We start from the raw sequence: 25,718 nt of genomic DNA on the forward strand, positions 1-25,718 counted from the left end.
TCAGGCCAGTCCGGCCGCGATGACGCCGATCGGGAGCAGCAGAGCCAGGACGACCACCTCGGCGGTGTCCGCCAGCCGGCCGAGCCGGACGCGCACGCGCGGGTCGAGCAGCGTGACGACGATCGTGATGACCGTCACACCGCCGAGGACCGCGAGCAGGGCGGGGATGAGCGCGGGCTGGGCGACCGCCACCGTGAGCCCGGTGGCGTCGATCCCGGCCGTCCCGAGCGCCATGAGGGTCAGCACGTTGCTGCGCGAGTAGCTCTGCCGGGCGGGGAACATCAAGCCGAGGAACGCCAGCGCGCAGAGGACGGCGCCGAGCGGTGTCGCCCCCGCGACGACCGGCGTCGAGGCCAGCACCGAGAGGCCGAGCGCGAGGCGGAGCGCGACGAGGGCGCGGTGGCCGGCCGCGGCGCGGCGGCGCACGTCCTCCGCGTCGATCGGCGCGGGAGTCGCGAACACCTCGCTGTCGCTCTGCGGGCTGATCACCCGGAGCCGGGTCGAGCTGAGCGCGAGCCAGGGGAGAGCGTTGGCCAGCGTGGCGACGATGGCGACCGTGAGCGAGTACGCGGCGGTCTGAGCGTCCGGGATCAGGCCGGTGATCACGGCGGGGATGCCGACGGCGGCTCCTGCGGCGACGGGGACGAGCTGGAGCTCGGGACGATAGGGGGTCAGCGCGAGCGCAGCACCGCCGACGACCACGGCGCCGAGACCGGCGGCGGCGAGGGGCCAGCCCCAGAGGGACTCTCCGCCCGGGACGGCGAGGTAGCCGCTGACGGCGCCGAACGCGGCGGCCGCGAGCCCGAGGCCGCAGCCCGCCTCCGGCTGTCCGACGCGCGACAGGACGGCGGAGGTGGTGAGGAGGAGCACGGCGCCGCAGATCGCGACGATCAGGCCGATCGCGAGCGAGTTCCCCGCGGCGACCAGCAGCACGGCGCAGACGGCGAGCATCGTGAGGCTCACCGCGAGAGCGGTGCGGGTGTTGTCCGCGGCCGTCCACGGACGGTGCTGCTCGGCGGTGGCGTCGAGCACCGCCTCCACGATGTCGTCGTAGACGAGCGGCTCGGCGAGCAGAGCTCCTCGGGCCAGCGTGAGCAGCTCGCCCTCCTGGATGCCCTGGTCGAGCGCGCCGCGGCTCGGATCGACCGTGCTGCCGTCGGCGCGCTGCAAGGTGTATCCGACGTGCGTCATTGTCGGGTCGAGCACCCCGAGGCTGCGGGCGAAGCCCGGCATCAGCTCGATGAGCGGGAGGTGCGCGGGGACGCCGACGTCGAGTCGTCTGCCTTCGCTCTGGACCGAGATGCGCAGGAGCGCCCGAAGTGTGCTGACGGATTGACTCACCCGGTCCGTGCCTCCCCCTGTAATCGGCGTGGCGGTGCCGACCGCCACGCCGTCTTATCCTAGCCAAGCCGACACGCCGTCGGCCCGCATGGGTGCTAGCACTGATATCCCCGTGAAGAGGTTGCACTCCCGCGGTATCGCCAATAGCGTGGCGGGTGTCGACATGACCTCATGTGCACTTGCATGTCGGTGAGCTTGGGGGGTCTTGCCGTGCGTACCAGTGATGGAATCAGGAATGGAGTGTCATGGTTGATGGAGTGATCTCAGCAGAAGAGGGCGCGCTCAAGCGCGGAGCCCAAGCGGTCGGGACGGCCAAGTCCGGAATCGACCAGCAGGTCAAGTTCGTCCGGGGCGAGATCGAGCAGCTCCGCGGCTTCTGGACCGGCGAGGCGGCGGGCGCGTTCTCGCAGCTGATGGCCCGCTGGGACGACGAGACGCGCAAGCTGAACGACGTGCTCATCACGCTCGAGGACGCCCTGAGCGGCACCGAGCGCGACCAGGTCAGCACGGAGGAGTCGCACCAGCAGACGATCTCCGGTCTCTCGTCGATGATGGGCTCCTGAGCCGGTACGGCTCAGGCATAAGGAAGGTTTGAACATGCAGTCGATGTCAGTCGACCCCGGACAGCTCACCGCTCTCTCGGGCCAGATCCGCACCGGTGCCAACGGCATCAAGTCCCAGCTCGAGCAGCTCGAGTCCGAGGTCGGGAAGCTCCGCGCCTCCTGGGACGGCCAGGCGCAGACGGCGTACGACGACGCCCAGCGCAAGTGGACCCAGTCCCTCACCGCTCTGAACACGCTGCTCGAGCAGATCTCGAACAAGACCGACGAGATCTCTCAGCACTACGTGTCGTCCGACAAGTCGTCCGCCGGGCGCTTCTCGCTCTGAACGACGTCGCTCGCGGATCGGCACCGGACTCCTCCGGCGCCGGTCCGCGAACGCGTTTCCGCGTAGTCCCGAGGAGGGGAGGGAACAGATGACCAGTTCTGCGAAGAAGGTCGGAGTGGACGGCGAGACCGTCCTCGACCACGCCAAGCGGATCGATGCGGCGACCGTCGCCGATGCTCCGAAGCTCGTCACCGAGTACCAGGTCGGCGGCAGCTCGGGCGGCTCGGCCGAGCCCGCTCTCGCGGGGTTCGTCGCCCAGCTCGGCAACACGCTCGACACGATCGCGGCCAACGCCACGCTGCTCAACAAGACGGTCGCCTCGAACACCGACGCCCTGCGCGACGCGGTGAAGACCCTGAACGCAGCCGACGACCAGGCGAAGGCGGACGCGCAGACGCTCCAGGCCGTGATCGACGACCAGCCGAAGCCGAAGGCCAAGGCGGCCGCACCGGCGACGCCGGCGGCCCCGGCGGCCCCCGCTGCGCCGGCGACGAGCGTCGACGGACAGAGCGCCGCCGAGTTCTTCCAGTCGAAGCAAGGCGGCCAGCACGGCTGACGCCCTTCGCGTCCCGACACGACGAGAGCCCCGCGGATCCAGGATCCGCGGGGCTCTCGTGGTTCAGCGGAGCGTCAGCTGACGTTGTCGGAGAAGTCGATGTCCTTCGTCTCCTTGGAGAGGAGGAGGGCGATCAGCGTGAGCACACCCGCCAGCGACAGGTACACCCCGACCCAGACGGTGGATCCGCCGCCGACCGTCCACAGCCAGACCGCGATCGTCGGCGCGACGGCGGCACCGAGCACGCTCGACAGGTTGTAGGCGATGGCCGAGCCCGTGTAGCGCACGTTCGTCGGGAAGAGTTCGGGCAGCTCGGCGCCCATCGGGCCGAACGTGAGGCCCATGAGCGTGAAGCCGACGATGAGCAGCGCCATCGTGCCGACGGTCCCGCCCGCGAAGAGCGGGACGAACAGGAGGCCGAAGGCGATGATCCCGAGCGTGACCCAGATCAGCGTCTTGCGACGTCCGAAGCGTTCGGCGAGCGGCCCCGCGACCAGCGTGAAGATGCCGAAGAACACCACGCCGATGATGAGCATGATGAGGAAGTCGTTGCGCGTGTAGCCGAGGCCGGGCACGAACGTCGACGGGTCGAACGCCTTGCCGGCCTTTTCGGCTGCGGCACGAGCGGCGTCGGCGGATCCCGCAGTGGTGCCGTAGGTGAGCGTGAAGGCGGTCATCAGATAGAAGAGCACGTAGGTCGCCAGCATGATGAACGTGCCGAGGATGATCTGCCACCAGCTGGTCTTGAAGACCCGGGCGAGGGGCAGTTTCGCGACCTCGCCGTCGTCGACGACCTTCTGGAAGGCGGGCGTCTCCACCAGCTTGAGCCGCACGTAGAGGCCGACGATGACGAGCACCGCGCTGAGCAGGAACGGCACACGCCATCCCCAGGCCGCGAACGCGTCGGCGCTCATCGAGAGGTTCAGGATGAGGAAGAGCACGTTAGCGACGATGAAGCCGATCGGGGCGCCGAGCTGCGGGAAGGTGCCGTAGATGGCGCGCTTGCCGGCGGGGGCGTTCTCCGTCGCCAGCAGGGCCGCGCCACTCCACTCGCCGCCGAGTCCGAGACCCTGGCAGAAGCGCATCACGACGAGGAGGAACGGGGCCCAGAACTCCCAGCCCGGGGTCTGCGCGGTGGGGAGGCAGCCGATCAGCACGGTCGCCACGCCCATCGTCAGCAGCGAGCCGACGAGGGTGCCCTTGCGCCCGATCCGGTCGCCGAAGTGACCGAAGAGGATGGAGCCGACGGGGCGCGCGATGAACGCGACGCCGAAGACGGCGAACGACGACAGCAGTGCGGCGGTCGGGTCCTCGCTGGTGAAGAACAGCGAGGGGAAGACCAGCACGGCCGCGGTCGCGTAGACGTAGAAGTCGTAGAACTCGATCGACGTGCCGATGAGGCTGGCGAGGATCACGCGGCCGCGGGTGTTCACGGGCTGCGGGGAGGGCGTTGGATTGACGGAGGCCGTCGTAGACATGCGTGGAATCTTCCGGGACGGGAGGCGAGACCGCGGTGAGTACGGGCGTCGATCGGGCGTCCGGAGCTGGTGAGGCGGGGAAAAGTGGAGGTGGAAGCGCTTGTGGCGCATCTTCCAGCTTATGCGCGGACCGCGGGGCGCACGAATCCGCGCACCGCCCCGATCGCTAGGCTGGCCGCATGGATACTCTGTTCAACGTCCTCCACGTGGTCGCGGCCGTCTTCATCGTCGGACCGATGGCCATCCTCCCGATGACGGCCATGCGCGCCGTGCGCGCGGGCAACGCCGGACAGGTCCAGGTGCTCGCCAAGTCGACGAACCTCATGTCCCTGCTGTCGCTGCTCGTGATCGTCTTCGGGTTCGGCGCGATGAGCCTGGCCGACAAGAAGTACGACCTGAGCATCGTGACGCCGTGGATCCTGTGGTCGATCATCCTCTACGCCGTCGCTCTCGCCCTCACGCTCTTCCTCGTGGTGCCGACGATGCGTCGTGCCGGCGAGGCGATCGAGGGCGGGACCGTGGCGAAGTACCCGGCCATCGCGGCCGGATCGGGCGTCGCGTCCCTGCTCCTCGTCGCCGTCGTCGTGCTGATGGTCTGGAAGCCGTAGCCTCAGCCGCGCAGCTCGCGGAGGGTGATCGCGGTGGCGAGTGCGGCGTGGGCCGCCTCCTCGCCCTTGTCCTCCTTCGAGCCAGGGAGGCCCGCCCGGTCGATGCCCTGCGCCTCGTCGTCCAGCGTGAGCACGCCGAAGCCGACGGGCTTGCCGGTGTCGAGGGCGACCCGCGTGAGGCCGTCGGTCGCCGCCGCCGAGACGTACTCGAAGTGCGGGGTGCCGCCGCGGATGATGACGCCGAGTGCCACGACAGCGTCGGCGCCGGACTCCAGGGCCGTCTTGCTGACGACCGGGAGCTCGAAGCTGCCCGGCACGCGCACCAGCGACCAGGTGGCGCCCGACGCCTCGAGCGTGCGCTGCGCGCCCGCGATCAGGCCGTCCGTGATCTCCTCGTGCCAGGTGCCGGCGACGATCACGACATTCAGGCCGCTCCCGTCGATCGCCGCTGCCGCGTTGGGGGCTCCCGCTCCGCTCATCGTGTGGTCCTCTCCGCTGCGATCGCAGCCGTGTCGTCCATCGGGGTCTGGTCGATGCTCCCGATCGCGTGACCCATCCGGTCGCGCTTGGTCTCCAGGTAGCCCTCGTTGAAGGCGCCGACGCCGACCACGAGCGGCACCCGCTCGTCCACGTCGATGCCGTGCTCCTCGAGCTGGCGCACCTTCTCCGGGTTGTTGGTCAGCAGGCGTACGGACTCGATGCCGAGGTCCTGCAGGATGGCCGTGGCCGCGCCGTAGTCGCGGGCGTCGATCGGCAGGCCGAGCGCCAGGTTGGCGTCGAGCGTGTCGAGGCCGTCCTCCTGGAGCTTGTACGCGCGCAGCTTGTTGATGAGGCCGATGCCGCGCCCCTCGTGGCCGCGCAGGTAGACGACGACGCCGCCGTCGCGCTGGATCGTGTCGAGCGCCGCGTCGAGCTGCGGACCGCACTCGCACTTGAGCGAGCCGAACGCCTCCCCGGTGAGGCACTCCGAGTGCACGCGCACCAGGGTGCCGTTGGCTCCGGGCTCGCCCGCGACGATCGCGACGTGGTCGGCGCCCGTCATGCGGTCCCGGTAGGCGCGCATCCGGAACGGCCCGTGCGTGGTCGGGACGGTCGTCTCGACCTCGAAGATCACGCGGGAGGACTCGGGGATGGGGGTGACCGGCGCCAGCGGCTGGTCGCAGTGGAACTCCTGCAGGTAGGCGATCAGCGCCTCGATGGTGACCACGAGCACGCCCTCGCGCTCGCCCAGCTCGATGAGTCCGGGCAGGCGCATCATCTCGCCGTCGTCCGCGACGATCTCCGAGATCGCGCCCACCGGCGTCAGCCCCGCGAGGGTGAGGAGGTCGACGGCGGCCTCGGTGTGGCCGTCGCGCTCCCGCACGCCGCCCTCCACCGCGCGCAGCGGCATGATGTGACCGGGGCGGTGCAGGCTGGCCGGCGTGGAATCCAGGTCGGCGAGCACGCGGAGCGTGTGCGCGCGGTCGGCGGCGCTGATGCCGGTCGAGAGGCGGTTCGCGGCGTCGACGCTCACCGTGTAGTTCGTTCCGCGGTCGTCCTCGTTGTTGGCGACCATCACCGGCAGGTCGAGACGGTCGGCGATCTCGTTGGTCATCGGAGCGCAGATGAAGCCGGAGGAGTTCTTCACCGTCCAGGCGATCCACTCCTGGCTGGCCAGCTCCGCGGCGATCACGACGTCGCCCTCGTTCTCGCGGCTCTCGTTGTCGACCACGATGACGGGCCGGCCGAGGCGCAGCTCGGCGAGGGCCTCCGGGATGGTGGCGAGACTCATGACTCACTCCGTTCGTTCCGCTCGCCGAGTGCGAGCATGCGTTCCACGTGGCGGGCGAGGATGTCCGTCTCGATGTTGACGCGATCTCCGGGCGCGCGGTCGCCCAGCGTGGTCGCGGCGAGGGTCTCCGGGATGAGGGAGACCTCGAACCAGCCGTCCTCGCGTCCGCCGCCGACCTCGCTGACCGTGAGCGAGACGCCGTCGATCGCGATCGAGCCCTTGCGCACGACCAGGGCCGCGTGCTCCGGGTCGAGGCTGAGGCGCACCACGCGCCAGGCGCTGCCGTCGGTGACGGAGAGCACGGTCGCGGTGCCGTCGATGTGACCCTGCACGATGTGGCCGCCGAGTCGGTCGCCGACCTGCGCGGCGCGCTCGAGGTTGACACGGCGTCCCGGGGCGACGTCGTCGAGGGTGCTCATCGCGAGCGTCTCGGCCATCACGTCGGCCGTGAACGTCTGTGCATCCTGGCCGATCACGGTGAGGCAGACGCCGCTGACGGAGATGGAGTCGCCGTGCTTCGCATCGCTGACCGCGAGCGGTCCGCGGACGGTGATCCTGGCGGCGTCGGCCACGCGGTCGACGGCCGTGATCTCGCCGAGCTCTTCGATGATTCCGGTGAACATGTCAGCCTTCCTGAGCGGAGTCGGGGGAGGAGGTGGCGGCGGGCACGGCGCGCACGTAGAGGTCGCCGCCGAGCTGCTCGACGCCGAGGATGCGCAGCCGCCGCTGCTCGCCGATCGTGCCGACGCCGATCTCGCCGAGCGCGAGACGGGGGCCGCCGATCAGGGTCGGCGCGAGGTAGATCGCGTACTCGTCGACGAGGCCGGCGGCGACGAAAGCGCTCGCCAGGGTGGGGCCGCCCTCGACGTAGACGCGGCGGTACCCGCGCTGGTGGAGGTCGGCGACCACGGCTTCGAGGTCGTGAGTGCCCTCGAAGACGACGGGGCGCGGGTGGCGGAAGACGGCCGCGTCGTTCGGGATGGCGCGGGTGCCGACGACGACGGGCGTCGGCTGCGTGGCGAGCAGCTCGCCGGCGTCTCCGCGGGCGGTGAGGCTCGGGTCGTCGGCGAGCACGGTGCCCGTGCCGACGACGATCGCGTCGGACGCTTCGCGCTGTTCGTGCACGCGCTGCCGGGCGGCCGCGCCGGTGATCCACTTGCTCGTGCCGTCGACGGCGGCCGCGCGCCCGTCCAGGCTGCTCGCCCACTTGACGGTGATGTGCGGCCGGCCGAGTCGTGCGGCCGTCAGCCAGTCGCCCAGGAACTCCTCGATCTCGGCGGCGAGCACGCCGCCGGTCACCACGACGCCGGCCTGGCGCAGGCGCTCGGCCCCGCCGCCGGAGTTGCGACCGGGGTCGTCGACGCCGTAGACGACCTCGGCGACGCCCGCGGCGATCAGCGCCTCGGAGCACGGGCCGGTCAGTCCCCAGTGGTTGCAGGGCTCCAGCGTGACGACGGCCGTCGCTCCCTGCGCGCCGCCCTCGGGCAGCTGGGAGAGCGCATCCACCTCGGCGTGCGAGGTGCCGGCGCCACGGTGCCAGCCTTCGGCGAGGACGCGGCCGTCGGCGGCGAGGATCACGCAGCCCACCCGCGGGTTCACGCCGGTGGCCGGGCCGTTCGCGGCCAGCTCGAGCGCGGTGCGCATCGCTGCTTCCCGGGTCATGGGATCGTCGTCCTGTCTGTCGAAGAGCGGACGTGTCCCGGGGTCGCGCGGGCGGCGGCCGTCACCGACCACCGCTTCGTGCTGCCTCCCATCCGGACTGAGCGCACGGGCCTGAGCCTGCACGCATTACCGTCGGTACCGGAATTCCACCGGTTCAGCAGGAGGCGTTCGCACGCCGCCCGCTCGCGGACTATGACCGCCGGTTCGGACTCTCACCGACCCCGGAGCACGTTGTTCTGTTGTCGAGTGTAGTCAACGCCCCCGTGGCGGGACTATTCCCGCGGCAACCCGGCGTCATCGTCGCGGGCCACCAGCGCGCGGGCCGTCCCCTCGTCGACGATGAGGTCGGTGATGAGGTCCGCCGCCAGCGCGCCGCGGAGGCTGTGCACCTTGGAGGGGCCGGAGACGATGCAGACGCGTCGCGGCACGCGCTTGATCAGGTCGATGTCGGGGCCGCTGGCGCGCTGGTTCAGCGGGATGTCGTGGTGGCTGCCGTCCTCGCGGAAGAACACGGTCGCGACGTCGCCGACGACGCCCGACTCGTCGAGCGACGCGTAGTCCTCCTGGCCCAGGTAGCCTCCCGCGTACACGTGCGACCGCACCTCGGAGAAGGGGGAGCCGAGGCCGAACAGCGCGACGTCCATCCGCTCCTGGATGTCGAGGATGCGCCGGGTGCTGCGCTCCCGCCACATCGCGACCTTGGTCTGCGGGTCGTCGAACAGGGCGGGCACGGGGAACTCCTGGATCGTGCCCGAGAACGTGTCGCCGAAGCGGCGCAGGATCTCGGAGGCGTAGAGCACGCCGGTCGTATAGGTGTTGCCGGCGCCGTTGAGCTGCACGAACTCGATGTTGTGCAGTTCCTTCGGGATGAGGTGGCGGCTGAGGGCGCTCATGGTGGAGCCCCACGCCACCCCGACGGTCTGGTTCGAGTCGATGAAGCGGTCGAGAATCCGTGCAGCGGAGATGGCGACGCGCTCGAGCCGGTCGACGTCGCTGATGGCGCTCGGCATCGGGACGATGTGCGCCGCGATGCCGTAGCGGTCGTGGATCTCCTGCTGGATCCGGGTGGCCCGCTCGTGCGGCTGGGCGATCTGGATCGTGACCAGTCCGGAGGCGCGCGCGTAGCTGAGCAGCCGCGAGACGCTGGATCGCGACGTGTGCATCTCGTGCGCGATGGCCTCCATCGTGAGGTCCTGCATGTAGTAGAGGTGGCCCGCCTTGAGGGCGTCGCGCACCTTGTCCGTGAGGGTGTCGGGTTCGGGGGAGGTCATCGGGGTCGTCTTCTCGGATCGGGGAGCCCTGCACGTATGTGCATCGAGCTTGATCGAAGTTGTGCAGGCAACCAAGACTATAGCTGCACGTTTCACCCGATCGACAGAAATACAGGAGTCTCCCGTGACAGCGACGTCGAGCGTCCGCAGCGAGGTCAAGCGCCTCCAGGACCGTCCCACCGCCCAGGTCCTCATCATCGGCGGTGGCATCAACGGCCTCGGCACCTTCCGCGACCTGGCGCTCCAGGGCGTCGACGTGGTGCTCGTGGAGCGCAACGACTTCGTGTCGGGCGCGTCCGCCGCCTCCAGCCACATGATCCACGGCGGCATCCGCTACCTCGAGAACGGCGAGTTCCGCCTGGTGAAGGAGTCGGTGACCGAGCGCAACGGCCTGCTCAAGATCGCGCCCCACTACGTGAAGCCGCTGCAGACGACGATCCCGATCTACTCCACCTTCTCCGGCATCCTCGCCGCGCCGCTGCGGTTCCTCACGCACAAGCAGGGCAAGCCGAAAGAGCGCGGCGCGTTCCTCATCAAGACCGGCCTCACCATCTACGACGCGTTCTCGCGTGACGGCGGCAGCGTGCCCCGTCACAAGTTCCACGGCCGCAAGAAGTCCCTCGAGACGCTCCCCGAGCTGAACCCGGGCCTGAAGTACACCGCCACCTACTTCGACGCCTCCGTGCACGACCCGGAGCGGCTCGCGCTCGACGTGCTCGCGGACGGCCTCGCCGCCGGTCCGCACGCCCGCGCCGTCAACTACGTGGAGGCCGTCGGCACCAAGGACGGCGGCGTGCTGGTGCGCGACCGCGAGTCCGGCGAGGAGTTCGCGATCTCCGCCGAGGTCGTCGTCAACGCCTCCGGACCCTGGACAGACCTCACCAACGAGGCGCTGGGCCAGGACACGAGCTTCATGGGCGGCACCAAGGGGTCGCACATCGTCCTCGACAACCAGCGCCTGCTCGAGGCCTGCCAGGGACGCGAGATGTTCTTCGAGAACAACGACGGCCGCATCGTCCTCATCTACCCGCTCAAGGGCCGGGTCATGGTCGGCACGACCGACATCGACGCGGACCTGAACGTGCCCGCGGTCTGCACCGAGGACGAGATCGATTACTTCATCGAACTCGTCTCGCACGTTTTCCCATCGATCCCGGTCACCCGCGAGCAGATCGTCTACAGCTTCTCCGGTGTCCGCCCTCTGCCGCACCACGACGACACGGCGCCGGGATTCGTCTCCCGCGACTACCGCATCGTCCCCGGCACCCTCGCGGGCCTGGGAGACACCACGGTCCTCAGCCTCGTCGGCGGCAAGTGGACGACGTTCCGCGCCCTCTCCGAGCACCTCGCGAACGAGACCCTCGCCGCGCTCAAGACCGAGCGCCGACTCTCCACCCTCGGCCTCGCGATCGGCGGTGGCGCGGGCTTCCCGACCACGGCGCAGGCCGAACGGGACTGGATCGCCCGCTACGGCGCCGACGTCGGCACCGAGCGCGCGGCGCAGCTCCTGCACCGCTACGGCACGAAGGCGACGTTCGTCATCGACGCGATCGCCGGCGCCGACGGCGACGACGCACCGCTCGCCGCGGCCCCCGACTACTCCCGCGCCGAGGTCGACTACCTGGTGCGCACGGAGCACGTCGCGCACCTCTCCGACGTCTTCCTGCGCCGCACCAGCCTCGCCTTCACCGGCGCGGTCAGTGGCCCGCTGGTCCACGAGATCGGCGAAATCACGGCAAACGCGCTCGGATGGTCGCCAAACCGGCGCTCCGAGGAGGAAGATGCGTTCATAGCGGAACTGGCAGCCGCCCACCGGGTGCACCTCGTGTCCGGAGACGGGAGCGAAGCCGCGGCGCTCCGATAATGCACGAACGTGCATAGCACGGTCCTTGTCCGGGTCGGCACGGCCCAATAGCGTTCAAGTGCCCACCCTGACTTGGATCACACCTCATCGCACAACAGGGTGCGGGTCAACCGAACAACTGGAAGGTCAACGTGGACAATATCGGTGTAGATTTCCTGTCTGAGTTGGTGGGCACGGCAATGCTGGTCCTCCTCGGTACCGGTGTCGTGGCGAACGTCGCGCTCATCAAGAACAAGGGCTTCAACGGCGGGTTCCTGATGGTGAACATCGGCTGGGGTCTCGCGGTGTTCTCGGGCGTCGTCGTCGCTTACAACTCCGGCGCCCATCTGAACCCGGCGGTGACGCTCGGCCTCTGGGCGAATGGTGCGACACAGTTCGGCAACAAGGACGCCCACACGCTTGTGGACGTCAACTTCGTCACGATCGTGCTGTTCATTCTCGCTCAGCTGATCGGCGCCTTCATCGGCGCCGTGTTCACCTGGCTCGCGTACAAGAAGCACTTCGACGAGGAGCCCGACCCCGCCAACAAACTGGGCGTGTTCTCGACCGGCCCCGCCATCCGCAGCTACGCCTGGAACCTCGTCACGGAGATCATCGGAACGTTCGTCCTGGTCTTCGTCGTGATCGGGTTCAGCCAGCAGCCCGGGACCAACGTCGGCATGGGTGCTCTCGGCGCCCTTCCCGTCGCCCTGCTGGTGATCGCGATCGGCGCGAGCCTCGGTGGTCCGACCGGGTACGCGATCAACCCCGCCCGTGACCTCGGCCCGCGCCTTGCTCACGCCGTCCTCCCGATCAAGGGCAAGGGATCGAGCGACTGGTCGTACTCCTGGATCCCGATCGTCGGACCGATCATCGGCGGTCTGCTCGCCGGCTGGCTGGCCATCGTCCTTCTGCCGATGCTCTGGAAGTAGACCTCCACAACACCCGGGTGGCCGGTCGGGGAAACTCGACCGGCCCTCATCAGCCCCACCCCCCAAACAAAGGAGTTACCTATGGCCGACTACGTCGTCGCTATCGACCAGGGCACGACCAGCACCCGCGCCATCATCTTCGACAAGTCCGGGTCGATCGTCTCGACCGGCCAGCTCGAGCACGAGCAGATCTTCCCGAAGGCGGGCTGGGTCGAGCACAACCCCGTCGAGATCTGGAACAACACCCGTGAGGTCATCGGCCAGGCGCTCTCGAAGGCCGACCTGACCCGTCACGACATCGCCGCGGTCGGCATCACCAACCAGCGCGAGACCGCGGTGGTCTGGGACAAGAACACCGGCGAGCCCGTCTACAACGCCATCGTCTGGCAGGACACCCGCACCCAGCCCATCGTCGACCGTCTCGCCGCTGACGGCGGTGTCGAGCGCTTCAAGCCGATCGTCGGCCTCCCGCTCGCCACCTACTTCTCCGGCACGAAGATCGTCTGGATCCTGGAGAACGTCGAGGGCGCCCGCGAGCGCGCCGAGCGCGGTGACCTGCTCTTCGGCACCACCGACAGCTGGGTCCTCTGGAACCTGACCGGCGGCGTCGACGGCGGCGTGCACGCGACCGACGTCACCAACGCCTCCCGCACCCTCTTCATGGATCTCGAGACGCTGAGCTGGCGCGACGACATCCTGGAGGCGTTCAACGTCCCGAAGTCGATGCTCCCGGAGATCAAGAGCTCCTCCGAGGTCTACGGCACCGTCGAGGCGTCGAGCCTGCTGCGCGAGGTGCCCGTCGCGGGCATCCTCGGCGACCAGCAGGCCGCCACCTTCGGCCAGGCGGCGTTCGACACGGGCGAGTCCAAGAACACCTACGGCACCGGTAACTTCCTCATCTTCAACACGGGTGAGGAGATCGTCCACTCCAAGAACGGTCTGCTGACGACGCTCGGCTACAAGCTGGGCGACGAGAAGCCGCACTACGCCCTGGAGGGCTCGATCGCCGTCACCGGCTCGCTTGTGCAGTGGCTGCGCGACAACCTGGGCCTCATCTCCAGCGCACCGGAGATCGAGGAGCTGGCCAAGACGGTCGAGGACAACGGCGGCGCGTACTTCGTGCCGGCGTTCTCCGGCCTGTTCGCGCCGTACTGGCGGTCGGACGCGCGCGGCGCGCTCGTCGGCCTCACGCGGTACGTCAACAAGGGGCACATCGCCCGCGCGGCGCTGGAGGCCACGGCCTTCCAGACGCGCGAGGTGCTCGACGCGGTCAACGCCGACTCCGGTGTCGACCTCACGGAGCTGAAGGTGGACGGCGGCATGATCGCCAACAACACCCTCATGCAGTTCCAGGCCGACATCCTCGGCGTCCCCGTCATCCGCCCGGTCGTCGCCGAGACGACCGCGCTGGGTGCCGCGTACGCCGCCGGTCTCGCGGTGGGCTTCTGGGAGAACCTGGACGACCTCCGCAAGAACTGGCAGGAGGACAGCCGCTGGGAGCCGAAGATGGAGGACGCCGAGCGCGACCGCCAGTTGCGCCTCTGGAAGAAGGCCGTCACGAAGACCTTCGACTGGGTCGACGAGGACGTCGAGAACGCCTGATCGCCTCTCGCACGACGAGCGCCGCCTGGTCCGCCGGGCGGCGCTTCGCGTTTCCGCCGGGCCGGCTCCCAGGATCACCTCGCGGTTTCCTCATGGCTCCGAAAGCCCGTGCGCAGGTGAGGCGGCTACCGTCCTGGTGTGAGACATTCCTCGACCGCGGTCGCCGTCCGCCACGGACGCCTCGCCGCCCGCTCGGCGCGCGGGCCGCTCGCGCGCCTGATCGCGGCGGTGGTCGCGGTCGCCGTCGTGTCGGCGGGCGCCGTCACCGCATACGCCGTCGGGGACACGCTGCACTCGCTCAAGCCGTCGATCCACCTCGTCTCGGCGTCGGGCAAGACGGTCACGCCGCCCACGGTCGGCGCCGAGAGCGGGGCCGTGAACATCCTGCTCGCGGGGACGGACACCCGCACCGACCAGGGCGGCCAGTTCTCGACCTCCGACGAGCTCGCCGGGAGTTCGGGGGCGGGCAACAACGACGTGACGATGGTCCTCCACCTCTCCGCCGACCACCAGCACGCGACGGTGATCAGCATCCCGCGCGATCTCATGGCGCCCATCCCGTCGTGCCCGACCTCGGACGGGCCGAGTTCAGCCGTCTCGAGCGGTCAGTTCAACACCACGCTCTCCATCGGCGGCCTGTCGTGCGTCGTGCTGGCGGCGGAGCAGCTCACCGGCTTGACCATCCCCTACGGCGCGGAGATCTCCTTCGACGGAGTGATCGCCATGTCCAATGCCGTCGGGGGAGTGACGGTGTGCCTGGCGTCCGCGGTGACGGACCCGTATGTCGGGCTCGACCTGTCGGCGGGGGAGCAGACGCTCGTCGGCGCTCAGGCGCTGGCGTTCGTCCGCAGCAGGCACGGTGTCGGCGACGGCAGCGACCTCGGCCGGATCAGCAACCAGCAGTTGTTCCTGTCCGCGCTGCTGCGCAAGGCGACCAGCGCCGGCGTGCTGAGCAACCCGCTCACCCTCTACGGCCTCGCGAAGTCGGCGACCTCCAACATCCAGCTCTCCGACACCCTCGACTCGCCGACGACCCTGGTGTCGATCGCGCTGGCGTTGAAGAGCGTGCCGCTCACCGATTTCGTCTTCGTGCAGTACCCGTCGATGACCGATCCGGACGACGTCAACCGGGTCGTCCCCGAGCCGACCGGGGTCGCGGCGTTGCAGCAGGCGCTCACGTCCGACACGCCGATCCAGCTGACCGGCACGACCGGCGCCGCCACCGAGGCCGCGCCCAGCACTCCGGCAGCGACGCCCACCCCGGCGGCGACGGCCCCCGCATCCACCGCGACCCCGACCGCGACTGCGACACCGGCCCCGACCACCACCTCCGTCGCGCTGCCGTCGACCGTCACCGGCCAGACCGCCGCCGAACAGACCTGCACCAAAGGCAACTGACGTCGCTCAACGCATGGCGCCGGATCAGGAGACGAGCGCGTCCGTGAGTTCGTCGAGACCGCGGATGCGGAGTACTCCGAGAGCGTCAGCCTCCAGCGCGTCCGTCTCTTCCGGAGCCGCGTCGCGCCGATCGAGCCACACCCCGGTCAGCCCGGCCTGCGCGGCGCCGATCGCGTCCGTGCGCAGACGGTCGCCGACGTAGACGGCGTCTGCCGGGGCCACGTCGAACACGGTGCACGCGTGGCGGAAGATCGCTGTGTCTGGTTTCGCGACGCCGACCTCCCCGGAGGCGATGAGCACCGGGATGCGCCGGTCCAGCCCGACGGACTCGACCTTGCGCCGCTGGAAGGCGAGGTCGCCGTTCGTGATGAGGCCGAAGCGCACTCCCGGGATCGCCGCCTCCAGGGCGTCGAGGCAGGGGAGGGTGTCGTCGTGGAGCGACCAGGCGGCGACGTAGTGCTCGAAGTAGGAGGCGAACCAGGCGCTCGCCTCGTCGGGCGAGAGGGCCACGCCGTGCCGGGCGGCGAAGTCGCGGGCGCGTGCCTGCCGCTGCCCCTCGAAGTCCAGCCGGCCGGCGAGGTACTCGTGGTAATGCTCCTCTTCGAGGTCGTGCCAGAGAGCCCCGAGCTCCGCCTCCTCGAGCATCCCGTAGGGCTCGCCGAGGGACGCGGTGTAGCGCCGGATCCCGAGCTGCACCGCCGCCCGATGGGCGAAGAGCGTGTCGTCGAGGTCGAAGAGCACCAGGGACGGCCGGCTCACGCCACGGTCTCCGCGGGCCAGCCGTCGTTCGGGACGCGTGGGTCCGTGGCGAGCAGACCGGCCTGCCAGTCGTCGCGGCGCCGGCCGCGGTGTACCGCGCCCAGACGGCTCACGCCCTCGAAGGTGAAGCCGGCGCGGCGCGCGACGGCGGCGCTCGCGACGTTGCCCGCGAAGGCGTGCCAGACGATGCGCTGCAGGCCCAGACCGTCGGGCGCCGGGGCGAAGCCGTAATCCAGCGCGAGCGCGGTGGCCTCTGACATCAGACCGAGGCCGCGTGCTTCGGGGGCCAGCCAGAAGCCGATCTCAGCCGCGGAGTCCTCGATGCCGTGCAGCCCCATCATCCCGACCAGGTCGCTCCCGACGCGGATGCCCCACGTGTGGATGCGCCCGCTGGCCCATCCATCCGCGACGAACCCGTTCACGAACCCGATCGCGTCGTCCCGCGTGTACGGCGCGGGGACGGTCGTCCACTCGGCGATCGCGGGGTCGACGCACAGCTCGGCGATCCGGTCGACGTCGGCGTCCGTGGGCACGGAGAGCACCACCCGCTGGCCCGTGAGCACCGCGGGCGCAGCGGATGGCGTCGCCATCAGCGGACCCGCCGCAGGAAGCCGACCTTGTCGTACACCTTGGCGAGGGTCGCCTCGGCGACCTCGTCGGCGCGAGCGGCGTTGTGGGCGAGGATGCGATCCAGCTCGGCCGGGTCGGCGAGCAGCTCGAGCGCGCGCTCGCGCACCGGGCCGAGCGCACCGACGACGACCTCGACGAGCCCCTTCTTGAAGTCTCCGTACCCCTTGCCCTCGTACTCCAGCTCGATCGACTGGATCGACCGGCCGCTGAGGGCGCCGTAGATGCTGAGCAGGTTCGAGATGCCGGGCTTGCCCTCGCGGTCGAACGACACGACGCCGTCGGTGTCGGTCACGGCACGCATGATCTTCTTGCGCGTCGCGTCCGGCTCGTCCAGCAGCCAGACGATGCCCGAGCCGGAGTCGGCGGACTTCGACATCTTCGACGACGGGTTCTGCAGGTCGTAGATACGGGCGCTCTCCTTGAGGGTGAGCGTCTGCGGTACGACGAAGGTCTCGCCGAACCGGCTGTTGAACCGCTCGGCGAGGTCGCGCGTCAGCTCGACGTGCTGACGCTGGTCGTCGCCGACCGGCACCACCTCGGCGTCGTAGAGCAGGATGTCGGCGGCCATCAGCACCGGGTAGGTGAAGAGGCCCACCGAGGTCGCGTCCGCGCCCTGCTTGGCGGACTTGTCCTTGAACTGCGTCATGCGTGCCGCCTCGCCGTAGCCGGTGATGGTGGCGAGCACCCACTGCAGCTGGGCGTGGGCGGCGACGTGCGACTGCACGTAGAGGGTGGAGGCGGACGGGTCGATGCCTGCCGCGATGTACTGCGCCGCGGTGCGGCGGGTCTTCTCGCGGAGCTCGGCAGGGTCCTGCGCGACGGTGATCGCGTGCATGTCGACGACGGAGAAGAACGCGTCGTGAGTGCTCTGCAGGTCTTTCCACTGCAGGAGCGCGCCGATGTAGTTGCCGAGGTGCAGCGAGTCGGCCGAGGGCTGCATGCCCGAGTAGAGGCGGGGGAGAGAGGTCATGTCCGTGCTTTCGATCGATGGATGCGGATGCTTCAGATGGCGTAGTCGACGACCACAGGGGTGTGGTCCGACCATCGCTCGTCGTAGGCGGCCGCACGGTCCACCGCGTAATCCTTCACCCGCGCCGCGAGGGCGGGGCTGGCCAGCTGGTAGTCGATACGCCAGCCGGTGTCGTTGTCGAACGCCTGTCCGCGCCACGACCACCAGGTGTAGGGGCCGTCGACATCGCCCGCGTGCTTGCGGCCCACATCGACCCAGCCGAGGCCGGCGCCGTCGTTGTAGCCGGGCTCGCCTTCCGCGCCGACGAAGCGGTCGAAGTACGCGCGCTCCTCGGGGAGGAACCCGGCGCGCTTGACGTTGCCCTTCCAATTCTTGATGTCGAGGGTGCGGTGGCCCACGTTGAGGTCGCCCATCACGACGGCGAGCTCGTTGTGCTTCTGCAGCTCGGGCAGACGCTTCTCCATCGCGTCGAGGAACTTGTACTTCTCGACCTGCTTCTCGGTGCCGGCCTCGCCCGAATGGACGTACGCGCTCACGACCGTGACCACGGTGCCGTTCACCTCGTAGTCGGCCTCGAGCCAGCGGCCGGCGCTGTCGAACTCCGACGGTCCGAGCTCCACCCGGTGGATCGCGGCACGGTGCCGGCTGGCGATCGCGACGCCGGCGCGCCCCTTCGCCGTCGCGGGGTCGTGCACGATGTCCCAGTCGGGGCCGAGGAGCTGTTCGAGGTCCTCGGTGGAGGCGCGCACCTCCTGGATGGCGAGGATGTCGACGTCGCGCCCGTCGAGCCAGCCGCCCATGCCCTTGCGGAACGCGGCGCGCACGCCGTTGGTGTTGATCGTCGCAATTCGCAGCGGTTTCGTGGGCATGGATCAAGCCTACCGGTGGCCGCCGACGCTCCCCAGATCGAGCAGATCGTTGAGGCGGTGCTCCGCCTTCTCGACTTTGCGCTGGGCCGACAGCCGGCCGAACCAGTGCGCCTCGGCGAGCTCGGTGCGGGCGTCCGCGAGCTCCGCCCGCGCCACCACGACGCGCGCCTCGTGCTCTGCGGCGGCGCGTTCGGCGGCGGCCTGCTCGGGTGTCACCATCCGCGGCGAGAGTCCCCGGTCGAGCATCCCGACCGCGATCCACGAGGCCGAGAGCAGGATGACGCGCGAGACGAGGTTGAACCACAGCAGCAGACCGATGAACACGGCGAAGGTGGCGAGCAGCGGGTTCTTCGTCGCCCCGCCGAGCAGCACGCCGCCGAGCACGCTCAGACCGGCGAGGATCGCGGCGCCGAGAAGAACGCCGAAGAAGAGGTTGCGCCACGGGATGGCGACCCTCGCCATGACGCGGAACATCGCCCCGAGCGTGACGATGTTGAGGGCGACGGACACCACGAGACTGGAGATCCGGGTGATGACACTGGTCACGGCGGAGTCGGAGGGCAGGCCGACCAGATCGAGGAAGAACGTCAGGGCCTGCGTGCTGACGATCGTCAGAGTCGCCGAGAAGATGAACACCAGGCCGAATCCGAGGGCGAGGAACAGGTCCCGGATCTTCTGCAGGACGTAGTTGGTGGTGTCCCTGCTCAGGCCGAACACCGCGCGGACGGCCTGGCGGGTGTAGTACAGCCAGCCGATTGCCGTCCAGAGCAGTCCGATCGCGGCGATGGCGCCGGCCCAGCCGAACGAGGTCGCCTGCTCGAGCTGCGTGGTGTCGATCACGCCCTGCGAGGTCGGGGTCGAGATGAGGCCCGGCACCGCACGGTTGATCAGCTCCACCAGGGCTTTGTAGATCTCGGGGTTGCCGGTCAGCCACAGGCCCGCCACCGAGAAGCCGAGCCACACGGCGGCGAAGACGGCGAACAGCGACTGGAAGCCCATCCCGGCCGCCCGCAGGTTGCCGTCCGAGTGGGAGTAGTTGATGTACACCCGGTACGGCCGGAGCGCCTGCACCCACTTGGCGACGTGGGAGACCCGCGCGACCGGCTTCTCCAGCCGCTCCTTGATCGGCTCCGCGGCGTCGCGGAACCGGTCCTTCAGGCTCTCCTCGGGCTCGACCGTCCCCTCGGCGCGCTGCAGAGCGGGGTCGGGGCTCACCGCCGCCGGTGCTGGTCGGGTCTTCTTGGCCACCGGTTCAGGATATCGAGCGCATAGGCTGGCGGGATGCCTTCTGCGATCATCCTCGGCGGAACGGGGCTCCTGGGCCGGGCGACAGCCCTCCGGCTGGCCGCCTCCGGGTGGGACGTCTCGGTCACCGGTCGTGATCCCGAGCGGATGCCGGAGGCGCTCGCCGAGGCCGGCGTCCGGCATCTGCGTTCCGATCGCCGCGACCCGGCCGCTCTGGCCGGGACGCTCCGGGGAGGGGCCGATCTGCTGGTCGACGCGCTCTGCTTCACTGCGGACGACGCGCGGCTGCTGCTCCCGCACCTGGGCGGCGTCGGAGCGTCCGTCATGTTCTCCAGCAAGGCGGTCTACGTGGATGCGGACGGACGCCACATCAACTCGGACGAGCGCCCGCGGTTCGGCGGTCCGGTGCGGGAGGACACCGACACGCTCGAACCCGCCTGGGACGGCCGCTACCAGAGCAGGGAGGGCTACGGGCGCAACAAGGTCGCGGCCGAGCGCGTGCTTCTGGAGAGCGGCCATCCCGTCACCGTGCTGCGGGCGTCGAAGGTTCACGGCGCGGGGGCGGCGTTCCCCCGCGAGTGGCACTTCGTGCGGCGCGTGCTGGACGGCCGGGCCGTCGTCCTGCTCGCCCATGGCGGCCGGGGCTACGACCACCCGACGGCAGCGGTGAACGCCGCGGCTCTCGTCGAGACGGCCGCAGACCATCCCGCTGCCCGCATCCTGAACGCGGCGGATCCGGATGTGCCGACCGGGCGCGATATCGCGCGCGTCGTGGCCGAGACGCTCGGGCACAACTGGGACGAGGTGCTGGTGGAGGGTGACGAGCAGGGCCGGCACCCGTGGGATGTCGTCCCCGGGATCGAACTCGATCTGTCGGCCGCCACCGCCCTCGGCTATCGGCCCGTCGGCGCCTATGCGGAGACCGTGCGTCCGGCGATCGAGTGGGCGGCGTCGTTCGGTTGAACGCCACCGTGGGCGACGGAGGTCGACGAGGGCGACTTCGACTACGTCGGCGAGGACGCGTTCCTGCGGCGCCATTGATCGCACCGCCTCGCGCCGGCGGAACGACGGAGCCCCGGCCGTCCGCGCGAGGAGCGCGTCGACCGGGGCTCTGTGGGTCGGCTCAGTACGAGTAGCTCGAGTAGCCCGAGGAGGCGGCGATCACGCCGCCGACGATCGCGAAGATCACGGCGAGGATGATGAACGCGATGTAGACGTAGCCGATGATCAGGCCGGCGAGGGCCAGGCCGCGGCCGCTCTCGCCGGTGCGCTTGATCTGGCTGAGGGCGATGTGGCCGCAGATCACGCCCGCGAGCGGGAAGACGAACCCGCCGACGAGGGCGATGATCGCGAGGACGTTGGTGCCGCTCTTCTGCGTCGGGTACGGGGTGTAGCCGGCCGGGGGAGCGGGCGGGTAGGCGTTCGGGGTCTGGTCGGTCATGGTGAGGTGGCTCCGATTCGGGATGCGGGGTCGGTGGCGGTGAGGTGTTGCTTCTGCGAGGTGTTACTTCTGCGAGATGCTGTCGGCCAGGATGCCCGCGGGGTGCAGGGTGGCCGCGATGGCGTTGGCGGTCTCTTGGAACGCCGTGTCGGTCTTGGCGGCGCCGATCGCGCCGCCCTTCAGCGCGCCTCCGGCCATGTTGCGGTTGAGGCGGGCCACCAGCCGGCCCTGCTGGTCGACCATGAAGTCGACGAGGAAGGTCAGCTGGAAGTTCTTGCCGGCGAAGGCGCCGAGCCAGAAGGTCGAGGCGGCGCTGCCACGCTTGGCGAGCAGGCCACCCGTCGGAGTGGAGGTGACGACGAAGCCCTCGGAGGCGAGGGCGGAGACGACGAGCTGCTTGGCAGCCTCGTGGTCGCCGAGCAGGAAGAAGTCGTGTGCGGACGCCATGGTTGTTCCTCGGGTTCGTAGTGGCTAGGTGGCCCCGGTGGGACGCACGATGTGTCACTCTAGCGGGGGACACGGTCTCTGCGCATCCTGCTGGGCCAGCGATATTCGCCCGCAGACGCGAAAACGCCCCCGGTCGCAGGACCGGGGGCGTTCGTCGTCAGCGCGGACCGCTACGGCTTGCCGCGCATGATGGCCTGCTTGACCTCGGCGATCGCCTGCGTCACCTGGATGCCACGAGGGCAGGCATCGGTGCAGTTGAAGGTCGTGCGGCAGCGCCAGACGCCCTCCTTGTCGTTGAGGATGTCGAGGCGCACCTGCGCGTTGTCGTCGCGGGAGTCGAAGATGAACCGGTGCGCGTTCACGATGGCCGCCGGGCCGAAGTACTGGCCGTCGGTCCAGAACACGGGGCACGACGACGTGCACGCAGCGCACAGGATGCACTTGGTGGTGTCATCGAAGCGCGCACGGTCGGCGACGGACTGGACGCGCTCCTTGCCCTTCTCCGGCTTGCTGTTCGCGACGAGGAACGGCTGCACCTCGCGGTAGCTCGCGAAGAACGGCTCCATGTCGACGATGAGGTCCTTCTCCAGCGGCAGGCCCTTGATCGCCTCGACGTAGATCGGCTTGGAGATGTCCAGGTCCTTGATCAGCGTCTTGCAGGCGAGGCGGTTGCGGCCGTTGATGCGCATCGCGTCGGATCCGCAGATGCCGTGCGCGCAGGAGCGGCGGAAGGTCAGCGACCCGTCCTGCTCCCACTTGATCTTGTGCAGCGCGTCCAGGATGCGGTCCGTCGGGAACATCTCGACGTCGAAGTCCTGCCAGCGCGGCTCCGTGTCCACGTCCGGGTCGAAGCGACGGATGATCAGCGTCACCGTGAACGACTGGACGGGGGCTTCGGGAGCAGGGGGAGTCTCCAGTACGGCGGTCGACATCAGTACTTCCTCTCCATGGGCTCGTAACGCGTCACGACGACCGGCTTCCAGTCGAGGGTGATGTGGTCCGCCGCGTCGGCGGAGTGGGGGTCACCGGTCAGGTAGGCCATCGTGTGCTGCATGTAGTTCTCGTCGTCGCGCTTCGGGTAGTCGTCGCGCATGTGTCCGCCGCGCGATTCCTTGCGGTTGCGGGCCGAGTAGACGACGACCTCGGCGAGGTCGAGCAGGAAGCCGAGTTCGACGGCCTCGAGCAGGTCGGTGTTGAACCGCTTGCCCTTGTCCTGCACGACGACGTTCTTGTAGCGCTCGCGGAGGCGGTGGATGGTCCCCGTGACCTGCTCGAGCGACTCGTCGGTGCGGAACACCTGGGCGTTCTTGTCCATCTCGTCCTGCAGCTCCTTGCGAATCGCGGCGATCCGCTCGGTGCCGGTGCCGGTGCGCAGGTCGTCGATGAGTCCGCGGACGAACGCGGCCGGGTCCTCCGGGAGGGGGACGGCGGTCGCGGTCTTGACGTACTCGACGGCGTTGTTGCCGGCGCGCTTGCCGAAGACGTTGATGTCGAGGAGCGAGTTGGTGCCCAGACGGTTCGAGCCGTGGACCGAGACGCAGGCGCACTCGCCCGCGGCGTAGAGGCCGGGTACGACGGTGGTGTTGTCGCGCAGCACCTCGGCGTTGTTGTTGGTCGGGATGCCGCCCATCGCGTAGTGCGCGGTCGGCATGACCGGCACCGGCTCGACGACGGGGTCGACGCCGAGGTAGGTGCGGGCGAACTCGGTGATGTCCGGCAGCTTGGTCTCGAGGACCTCGGCGCCGAGGTGCGTGCAGTCGAGCAGCACGTAGTCCTTGTGCGGGCCGGCGCCGCGGCCCTCAGCGACCTCCTGGACCATGCAGCGCGCGACGATGTCACGCGGGGCGAGGTCCTTGATGGTCGGGGCGTAGCGCTCCATGAACCGCTCGCCGCTGGCGTTGCGGAGGATGGCGCCCTCGCCGCGCGCGCCCTCTGTGAGGAGGATGCCGAGGCCGGCCAGGCCGGTCGGGTGGAACTGGAAGAACTCCATGTCCTCCAGCGGGAGCTTCTTGCGCCAGATGATCCCGACGCCGTCGCCCGTGAGGGTGTGCGCGTTGGAGGTCGTCTTGAAGATCTTGCCGAAGCCGCCGGTGGCGAAGATGATCGCCTTCGAGTGGAAGACGTGCAGCTCGCCGGTCGCCAGCTCGTAGGCGACGACGCCAGCGGGCTGGTCGACGCCGTCGACCTCGTTCATGATCACGTCGAGCACGTAGAACTCGTTGAAGAAGTTGATGCCGAGCTTCACGCAGTTCTGGAACAGCGTCTGCAGGATCATGTGGCCGGTACGGTCGGCCGCGTAGCAGGCGCGGCGGACCGGGGCCTTGCCGTGGTCGCGGGTGTGACCGCCGAAGCGGCGCTGGTCGATCTTGCCCTCGGGCGTGCGGTTGAACGGCAGGCCCATGTTCTCGAGGTCGATGACCGCGTCGATCGCCTCTTTGGCGAGGATCTCGGCGGCGTCCTGGTCGACGAGGTAGTCGCCGCCCTTGACGGTGTCGAAGGTGTGCCACTCCCAGCTGTCCTCCTCCACGTTGGCGAGCGCCGCGGCCATGCCGCCCTGCGCCGCGCCGGTGTGGGAGCGGGTGGGGTAGAGCTTCGAGATCACGGCCGTCTTGGCGTGCGGTCCGGCCTCGATGGCCGCCCGCATCCCGGCGCCGCCGGCGCCGACGATGACGATGTCGAACTCGTGGTAGTGGACGCCGTCGATGACGGTCGATTCAGAGGATTCAGTCGTAGTCACAGGTGCGGTTTTCCGTTACTTGACCGGGCAGAAGGACGGCAGCTGGTCGGCCGCGGCGCCCACCGGGCAGGGGTCGAAGGTGAAGATCACGAGGGTGCCGAGCACGACCATCACGACCACCGCGGCGAGGATCGCCCAGCGGAGGATGCGGTTCACCGTCTTGTTGTGCGCGTAGTCGTTGACGAGGGTGCGCATGCCGTTGCCGCCGTGGATCATGGCGAGCCAGAGCATGAGGAGGTCCCAGATCTGCCAGAACGGGGTCGCGTACTTGCCGGCGACGAAGGCGAAGTCGATCTGCTTGACGCCGTCGCCGAGCACGATGTTCACCAGGAGGTGGCCGAAGATCAGGACGATCAGCACGAGGCCGGAGAGCCGCATGTAGATCCAGCCCCACTTCTCCCAGTTGACGCCCTTGCGTGCCGGGCGGGCGGGGGAGCGGGGCGCTTCGATGGTCGTCATGTCAGTGCCCCTCCGCGAAGATGTGCACGAGCTGCACGGGGATGAATCCGGCCATCAGGATCACCCAGAGGGCGATGACGATCCAGAACATGGCGCGCTGGTACTTGACGCCCTTGCTCCAGAAGTCGATCAGGATGATCCGGATGCCGTTGAAGGCGTGGAACACGATGGCCGCCACGAGGGCGATCTCGCCGAGCCCCATGATGGGGTTCTTGTACGTCCCGATCACCGCGTTGTACGCCTCCGGGCTGACCCGGATGAGCGAGGTGTCGAGGATGTGCACGAGCAGGAAGAAGAAGATGGCGACGCCGGTGATGCGGTGAAGCACCCACGACCACATACCCTCGCGGCCGCGGTACAGCGTGCCGCCCGGCCGGTTCTTCGTCGGCTGCAGAGTCACTGCCGCTTGGTCTGGCACGAACAACCCTCCCTGGTTGCATGTCGCTTCATGAGGCGCGCTGAGCGCGTTGCCCAGTCTATGCCGCGGGTCATCCGGGCGCTGCTTAGGGTGACCTCAGTTATCTCGACGTCGAGATAAACATCCCTTGCGTCGGCGGCGTGGAGGCGTACGTTCCGACGCATGACCCAAGACGAACCCGTCATGAACGGAAGCAACGATGCCGGAACCGGTGCCAAGGTCGCCGGCATCGTCGAACAGATGCGCGCGGACATGCAGCGGCTGCCGCGCGAGGACAGCGAGAAGGTCCTGCGTCAGCGCCTCGACGACGCCGGCATCCAGCTCGACGACGCCGAGATCTCCCGGATCGCCGCGGATGTGCAGAGCGGACCCTCGGTCGTCGACTGAGGCTCC

General features: G+C 69.3%; 28 protein-coding genes and 1 riboswitch. Of the genes, 10 read left to right on the forward strand and 18 right to left on the reverse strand.

All coding sequences use genetic code 11. The features are described from left to right. A complete protein-coding gene (eccD, locus tag FHX33_RS00560; RefSeq protein WP_183428056.1) occupies window positions 1-1,341 on the reverse strand; it encodes a type VII secretion integral membrane protein EccD in 1,341 nt (446 codons plus the stop codon). A 245-nt stretch (window positions 1,342-1,586) separates the two neighbouring features. Between eccD and FHX33_RS00565 the strand changes: the two genes are divergently transcribed. The 3 genes from FHX33_RS00565 to FHX33_RS00575 all read left to right on the forward strand — a co-directional run bounded on the left by FHX33_RS00565 (window position 1,587) and on the right by FHX33_RS00575 (window position 2,785). Next, window positions 1,587-1,904, forward strand: coding sequence for a WXG100 family type VII secretion target (locus FHX33_RS00565; protein WP_021765177.1), 318 nt, complete (start codon window positions 1,587-1,589; stop codon window positions 1,902-1,904). A 34-nt stretch (window positions 1,905-1,938) separates the two neighbouring features. Further along, window positions 1,939-2,229: a WXG100 family type VII secretion target gene (locus tag FHX33_RS00570; protein ID WP_021765178.1), complete on the forward strand. Its 291-nt coding sequence runs from the start codon at window positions 1,939-1,941 to the stop codon at window positions 2,227-2,229. Between the two features lie 88 nt (window positions 2,230-2,317). Next, window positions 2,318-2,785, forward strand: coding sequence for a hypothetical protein (locus FHX33_RS00575; protein WP_183428057.1), 468 nt, complete (start codon window positions 2,318-2,320; stop codon window positions 2,783-2,785). 74 nt (window positions 2,786-2,859) lie between these two features. Here the strand turns inward: FHX33_RS00575 and FHX33_RS00580 are convergent, their stop codons facing one another. Continuing rightward, complete coding sequence (locus FHX33_RS00580) at window positions 2,860-4,263, reverse strand: MFS transporter (RefSeq protein ID WP_021755773.1); 1,404 nt, start codon at window positions 4,261-4,263, stop codon at window positions 2,860-2,862. Window positions 4,264-4,442: 179 nt separating this feature from the next. Here FHX33_RS00580 and FHX33_RS00585 point away from each other — a divergent pair, with 179 nt between their 5' ends. Then, window positions 4,443-4,871 carry a DUF2269 family protein gene (locus FHX33_RS00585; RefSeq protein ID WP_021755771.1) on the forward strand — a complete coding sequence of 143 codons (429 nt, stop codon included), beginning with the start codon at window positions 4,443-4,445 and terminating at the stop codon, window positions 4,869-4,871. A 2-nt stretch (window positions 4,872-4,873) separates the two neighbouring features. On the opposite strand, the gene ribH is transcribed toward FHX33_RS00585, so the two are convergent. The 5 genes from ribH to FHX33_RS00610 all read right to left on the reverse strand — a co-directional run bounded on the left by ribH (window position 4,874) and on the right by FHX33_RS00610 (window position 9,575). Then, entirely contained in the window at window positions 4,874-5,350 is a 477-nt protein-coding gene (gene ribH / locus FHX33_RS00590; RefSeq protein WP_021755769.1) for a 6,7-dimethyl-8-ribityllumazine synthase, read from the reverse strand. Next, window positions 5,347-6,642: a bifunctional 3,4-dihydroxy-2-butanone-4-phosphate synthase/GTP cyclohydrolase II gene (locus FHX33_RS00595; RefSeq protein WP_021755767.1), complete on the reverse strand. Its 1,296-nt coding sequence runs from the start codon at window positions 6,640-6,642 to the stop codon at window positions 5,347-5,349. The genes ribH and FHX33_RS00595 overlap by 4 nt, the downstream gene beginning before the upstream one ends. Further along, on the reverse strand, window positions 6,639-7,265 hold the full coding sequence (locus FHX33_RS00600) for a riboflavin synthase (protein WP_021755765.1): 627 nt from the start codon (window positions 7,263-7,265) through the stop codon (window positions 6,639-6,641). The genes FHX33_RS00595 and FHX33_RS00600 overlap by 4 nt, the downstream gene beginning before the upstream one ends. A gap of 1 nt (window position 7,266) precedes the next feature. Then, entirely contained in the window at window positions 7,267-8,304 is a 1,038-nt protein-coding gene (ribD, locus tag FHX33_RS00605; protein ID WP_021755763.1) for a bifunctional diaminohydroxyphosphoribosylaminopyrimidine deaminase/5-amino-6-(5-phosphoribosylamino)uracil reductase RibD, read from the reverse strand. A 75-nt stretch (window positions 8,305-8,379) separates the two neighbouring features. Continuing rightward, a riboswitch (FMN riboswitch) is annotated at window positions 8,380-8,537 on the reverse strand. Window positions 8,538-8,576: 39 nt separating this feature from the next. Then, a complete protein-coding gene (locus tag FHX33_RS00610; protein ID WP_021755761.1) occupies window positions 8,577-9,575 on the reverse strand; it encodes a sugar-binding transcriptional regulator in 999 nt (332 codons plus the stop codon). A gap of 124 nt (window positions 9,576-9,699) precedes the next feature. Between FHX33_RS00610 and FHX33_RS00615 the strand changes: the two genes are divergently transcribed. From FHX33_RS00615 to FHX33_RS00630, 4 genes are all read left to right on the forward strand, one after another. Further along, complete coding sequence (locus FHX33_RS00615) at window positions 9,700-11,439, forward strand: glycerol-3-phosphate dehydrogenase/oxidase (RefSeq protein WP_021755759.1); 1,740 nt, start codon at window positions 9,700-9,702, stop codon at window positions 11,437-11,439. Between the two features lie 179 nt (window positions 11,440-11,618). Continuing rightward, a complete protein-coding gene (locus FHX33_RS00620; protein ID WP_021755757.1) occupies window positions 11,619-12,350 on the forward strand; it encodes an MIP/aquaporin family protein in 732 nt (243 codons plus the stop codon). 81 nt (window positions 12,351-12,431) lie between these two features. Continuing rightward, window positions 12,432-13,952 carry a glycerol kinase GlpK gene (gene glpK / locus FHX33_RS00625; RefSeq protein WP_021755755.1) on the forward strand — a complete coding sequence of 507 codons (1,521 nt, stop codon included), beginning with the start codon at window positions 12,432-12,434 and terminating at the stop codon, window positions 13,950-13,952. 138 nt (window positions 13,953-14,090) lie between these two features. After that, window positions 14,091-15,350 (forward strand): LCP family glycopolymer transferase, encoded by a 1,260-nt coding sequence (locus tag FHX33_RS00630; RefSeq protein ID WP_183428058.1) that lies wholly within the window; start codon window positions 14,091-14,093, stop codon window positions 15,348-15,350. Window positions 15,351-15,374: 24 nt separating this feature from the next. Here the strand turns inward: FHX33_RS00630 and FHX33_RS00635 are convergent, their stop codons facing one another. The 5 genes from FHX33_RS00635 to FHX33_RS00655 are packed head-to-tail and all read right to left on the reverse strand — an operon-like array spanning window position 15,375 to window position 19,826. Next, window positions 15,375-16,109: an HAD family hydrolase gene (locus FHX33_RS00635; RefSeq protein WP_021763489.1), complete on the reverse strand. Its 735-nt coding sequence runs from the start codon at window positions 16,107-16,109 to the stop codon at window positions 15,375-15,377. Further along, window positions 16,106-16,699 carry a GNAT family N-acetyltransferase gene (locus tag FHX33_RS00640; protein WP_183428059.1) on the reverse strand — a complete coding sequence of 198 codons (594 nt, stop codon included), beginning with the start codon at window positions 16,697-16,699 and terminating at the stop codon, window positions 16,106-16,108. The genes FHX33_RS00635 and FHX33_RS00640 overlap by 4 nt, the downstream gene beginning before the upstream one ends. After that, window positions 16,699-17,709, reverse strand: coding sequence for a tryptophan--tRNA ligase (gene trpS / locus FHX33_RS00645; protein WP_021760738.1), 1,011 nt, complete (start codon window positions 17,707-17,709; stop codon window positions 16,699-16,701). The genes FHX33_RS00640 and trpS overlap by 1 nt, the downstream gene beginning before the upstream one ends. A gap of 32 nt (window positions 17,710-17,741) precedes the next feature. Continuing rightward, window positions 17,742-18,578 (reverse strand): exodeoxyribonuclease III, encoded by an 837-nt coding sequence (locus tag FHX33_RS00650; protein ID WP_021760736.1) that lies wholly within the window; start codon window positions 18,576-18,578, stop codon window positions 17,742-17,744. A 9-nt stretch (window positions 18,579-18,587) separates the two neighbouring features. Continuing rightward, window positions 18,588-19,826 (reverse strand): YihY/virulence factor BrkB family protein, encoded by a 1,239-nt coding sequence (locus FHX33_RS00655; RefSeq protein ID WP_039921547.1) that lies wholly within the window; start codon window positions 19,824-19,826, stop codon window positions 18,588-18,590. Between the two features lie 33 nt (window positions 19,827-19,859). Between FHX33_RS00655 and FHX33_RS00660 the strand changes: the two genes are divergently transcribed. Further along, entirely contained in the window at window positions 19,860-20,786 is a 927-nt protein-coding gene (locus FHX33_RS00660) for a Rossmann-fold NAD(P)-binding domain-containing protein (protein ID WP_021760732.1), read from the forward strand. Between the two features lie 160 nt (window positions 20,787-20,946). Here the strand turns inward: FHX33_RS00660 and FHX33_RS00665 are convergent, their stop codons facing one another. The 6 genes from FHX33_RS00665 to sdhC all read right to left on the reverse strand — a co-directional run bounded on the left by FHX33_RS00665 (window position 20,947) and on the right by sdhC (window position 25,307). Next, window positions 20,947-21,264: a DUF4190 domain-containing protein gene (locus tag FHX33_RS00665; RefSeq protein ID WP_021760727.1), complete on the reverse strand. Its 318-nt coding sequence runs from the start codon at window positions 21,262-21,264 to the stop codon at window positions 20,947-20,949. A 63-nt stretch (window positions 21,265-21,327) separates the two neighbouring features. Further along, window positions 21,328-21,711, reverse strand: coding sequence for a hypothetical protein (locus tag FHX33_RS00670; RefSeq protein WP_021760725.1), 384 nt, complete (start codon window positions 21,709-21,711; stop codon window positions 21,328-21,330). A 170-nt stretch (window positions 21,712-21,881) separates the two neighbouring features. After that, window positions 21,882-22,643, reverse strand: coding sequence for a succinate dehydrogenase iron-sulfur subunit (locus FHX33_RS00675; protein WP_021760723.1), 762 nt, complete (start codon window positions 22,641-22,643; stop codon window positions 21,882-21,884). Continuing rightward, the gene (gene sdhA, locus FHX33_RS00680) at window positions 22,643-24,448 is read right to left on the reverse strand and encodes a succinate dehydrogenase flavoprotein subunit (protein ID WP_021760721.1); all 1,806 of its coding nucleotides are present in this window, start codon (window positions 24,446-24,448) and stop codon (window positions 22,643-22,645) included. The genes FHX33_RS00675 and sdhA overlap by 1 nt, the downstream gene beginning before the upstream one ends. A 15-nt stretch (window positions 24,449-24,463) precedes the next feature. After that, window positions 24,464-24,907 (reverse strand): succinate dehydrogenase hydrophobic membrane anchor subunit, encoded by a 444-nt coding sequence (locus FHX33_RS00685; RefSeq protein ID WP_021760719.1) that lies wholly within the window; start codon window positions 24,905-24,907, stop codon window positions 24,464-24,466. Between the two features lies 1 nt (window position 24,908). Continuing rightward, the gene (gene sdhC, locus FHX33_RS00690) at window positions 24,909-25,307 is read right to left on the reverse strand and encodes a succinate dehydrogenase, cytochrome b556 subunit (RefSeq protein WP_276325275.1); all 399 of its coding nucleotides are present in this window, start codon (window positions 25,305-25,307) and stop codon (window positions 24,909-24,911) included. 180 nt (window positions 25,308-25,487) lie between these two features. Between sdhC and FHX33_RS00695 the strand changes: the two genes are divergently transcribed. After that, window positions 25,488-25,712 carry a hypothetical protein gene (locus FHX33_RS00695; protein ID WP_021760715.1) on the forward strand — a complete coding sequence of 75 codons (225 nt, stop codon included), beginning with the start codon at window positions 25,488-25,490 and terminating at the stop codon, window positions 25,710-25,712. The last annotated feature ends 6 nt before the right edge of the window (window positions 25,713-25,718 follow it).

The sequence above is a fragment of the Leifsonia aquatica genome (assembly GCF_014190775.1).
GTDB classification, from domain to species: domain Bacteria; phylum Actinomycetota; class Actinomycetes; order Actinomycetales; family Microbacteriaceae; genus Leifsonia; species Leifsonia aquatica.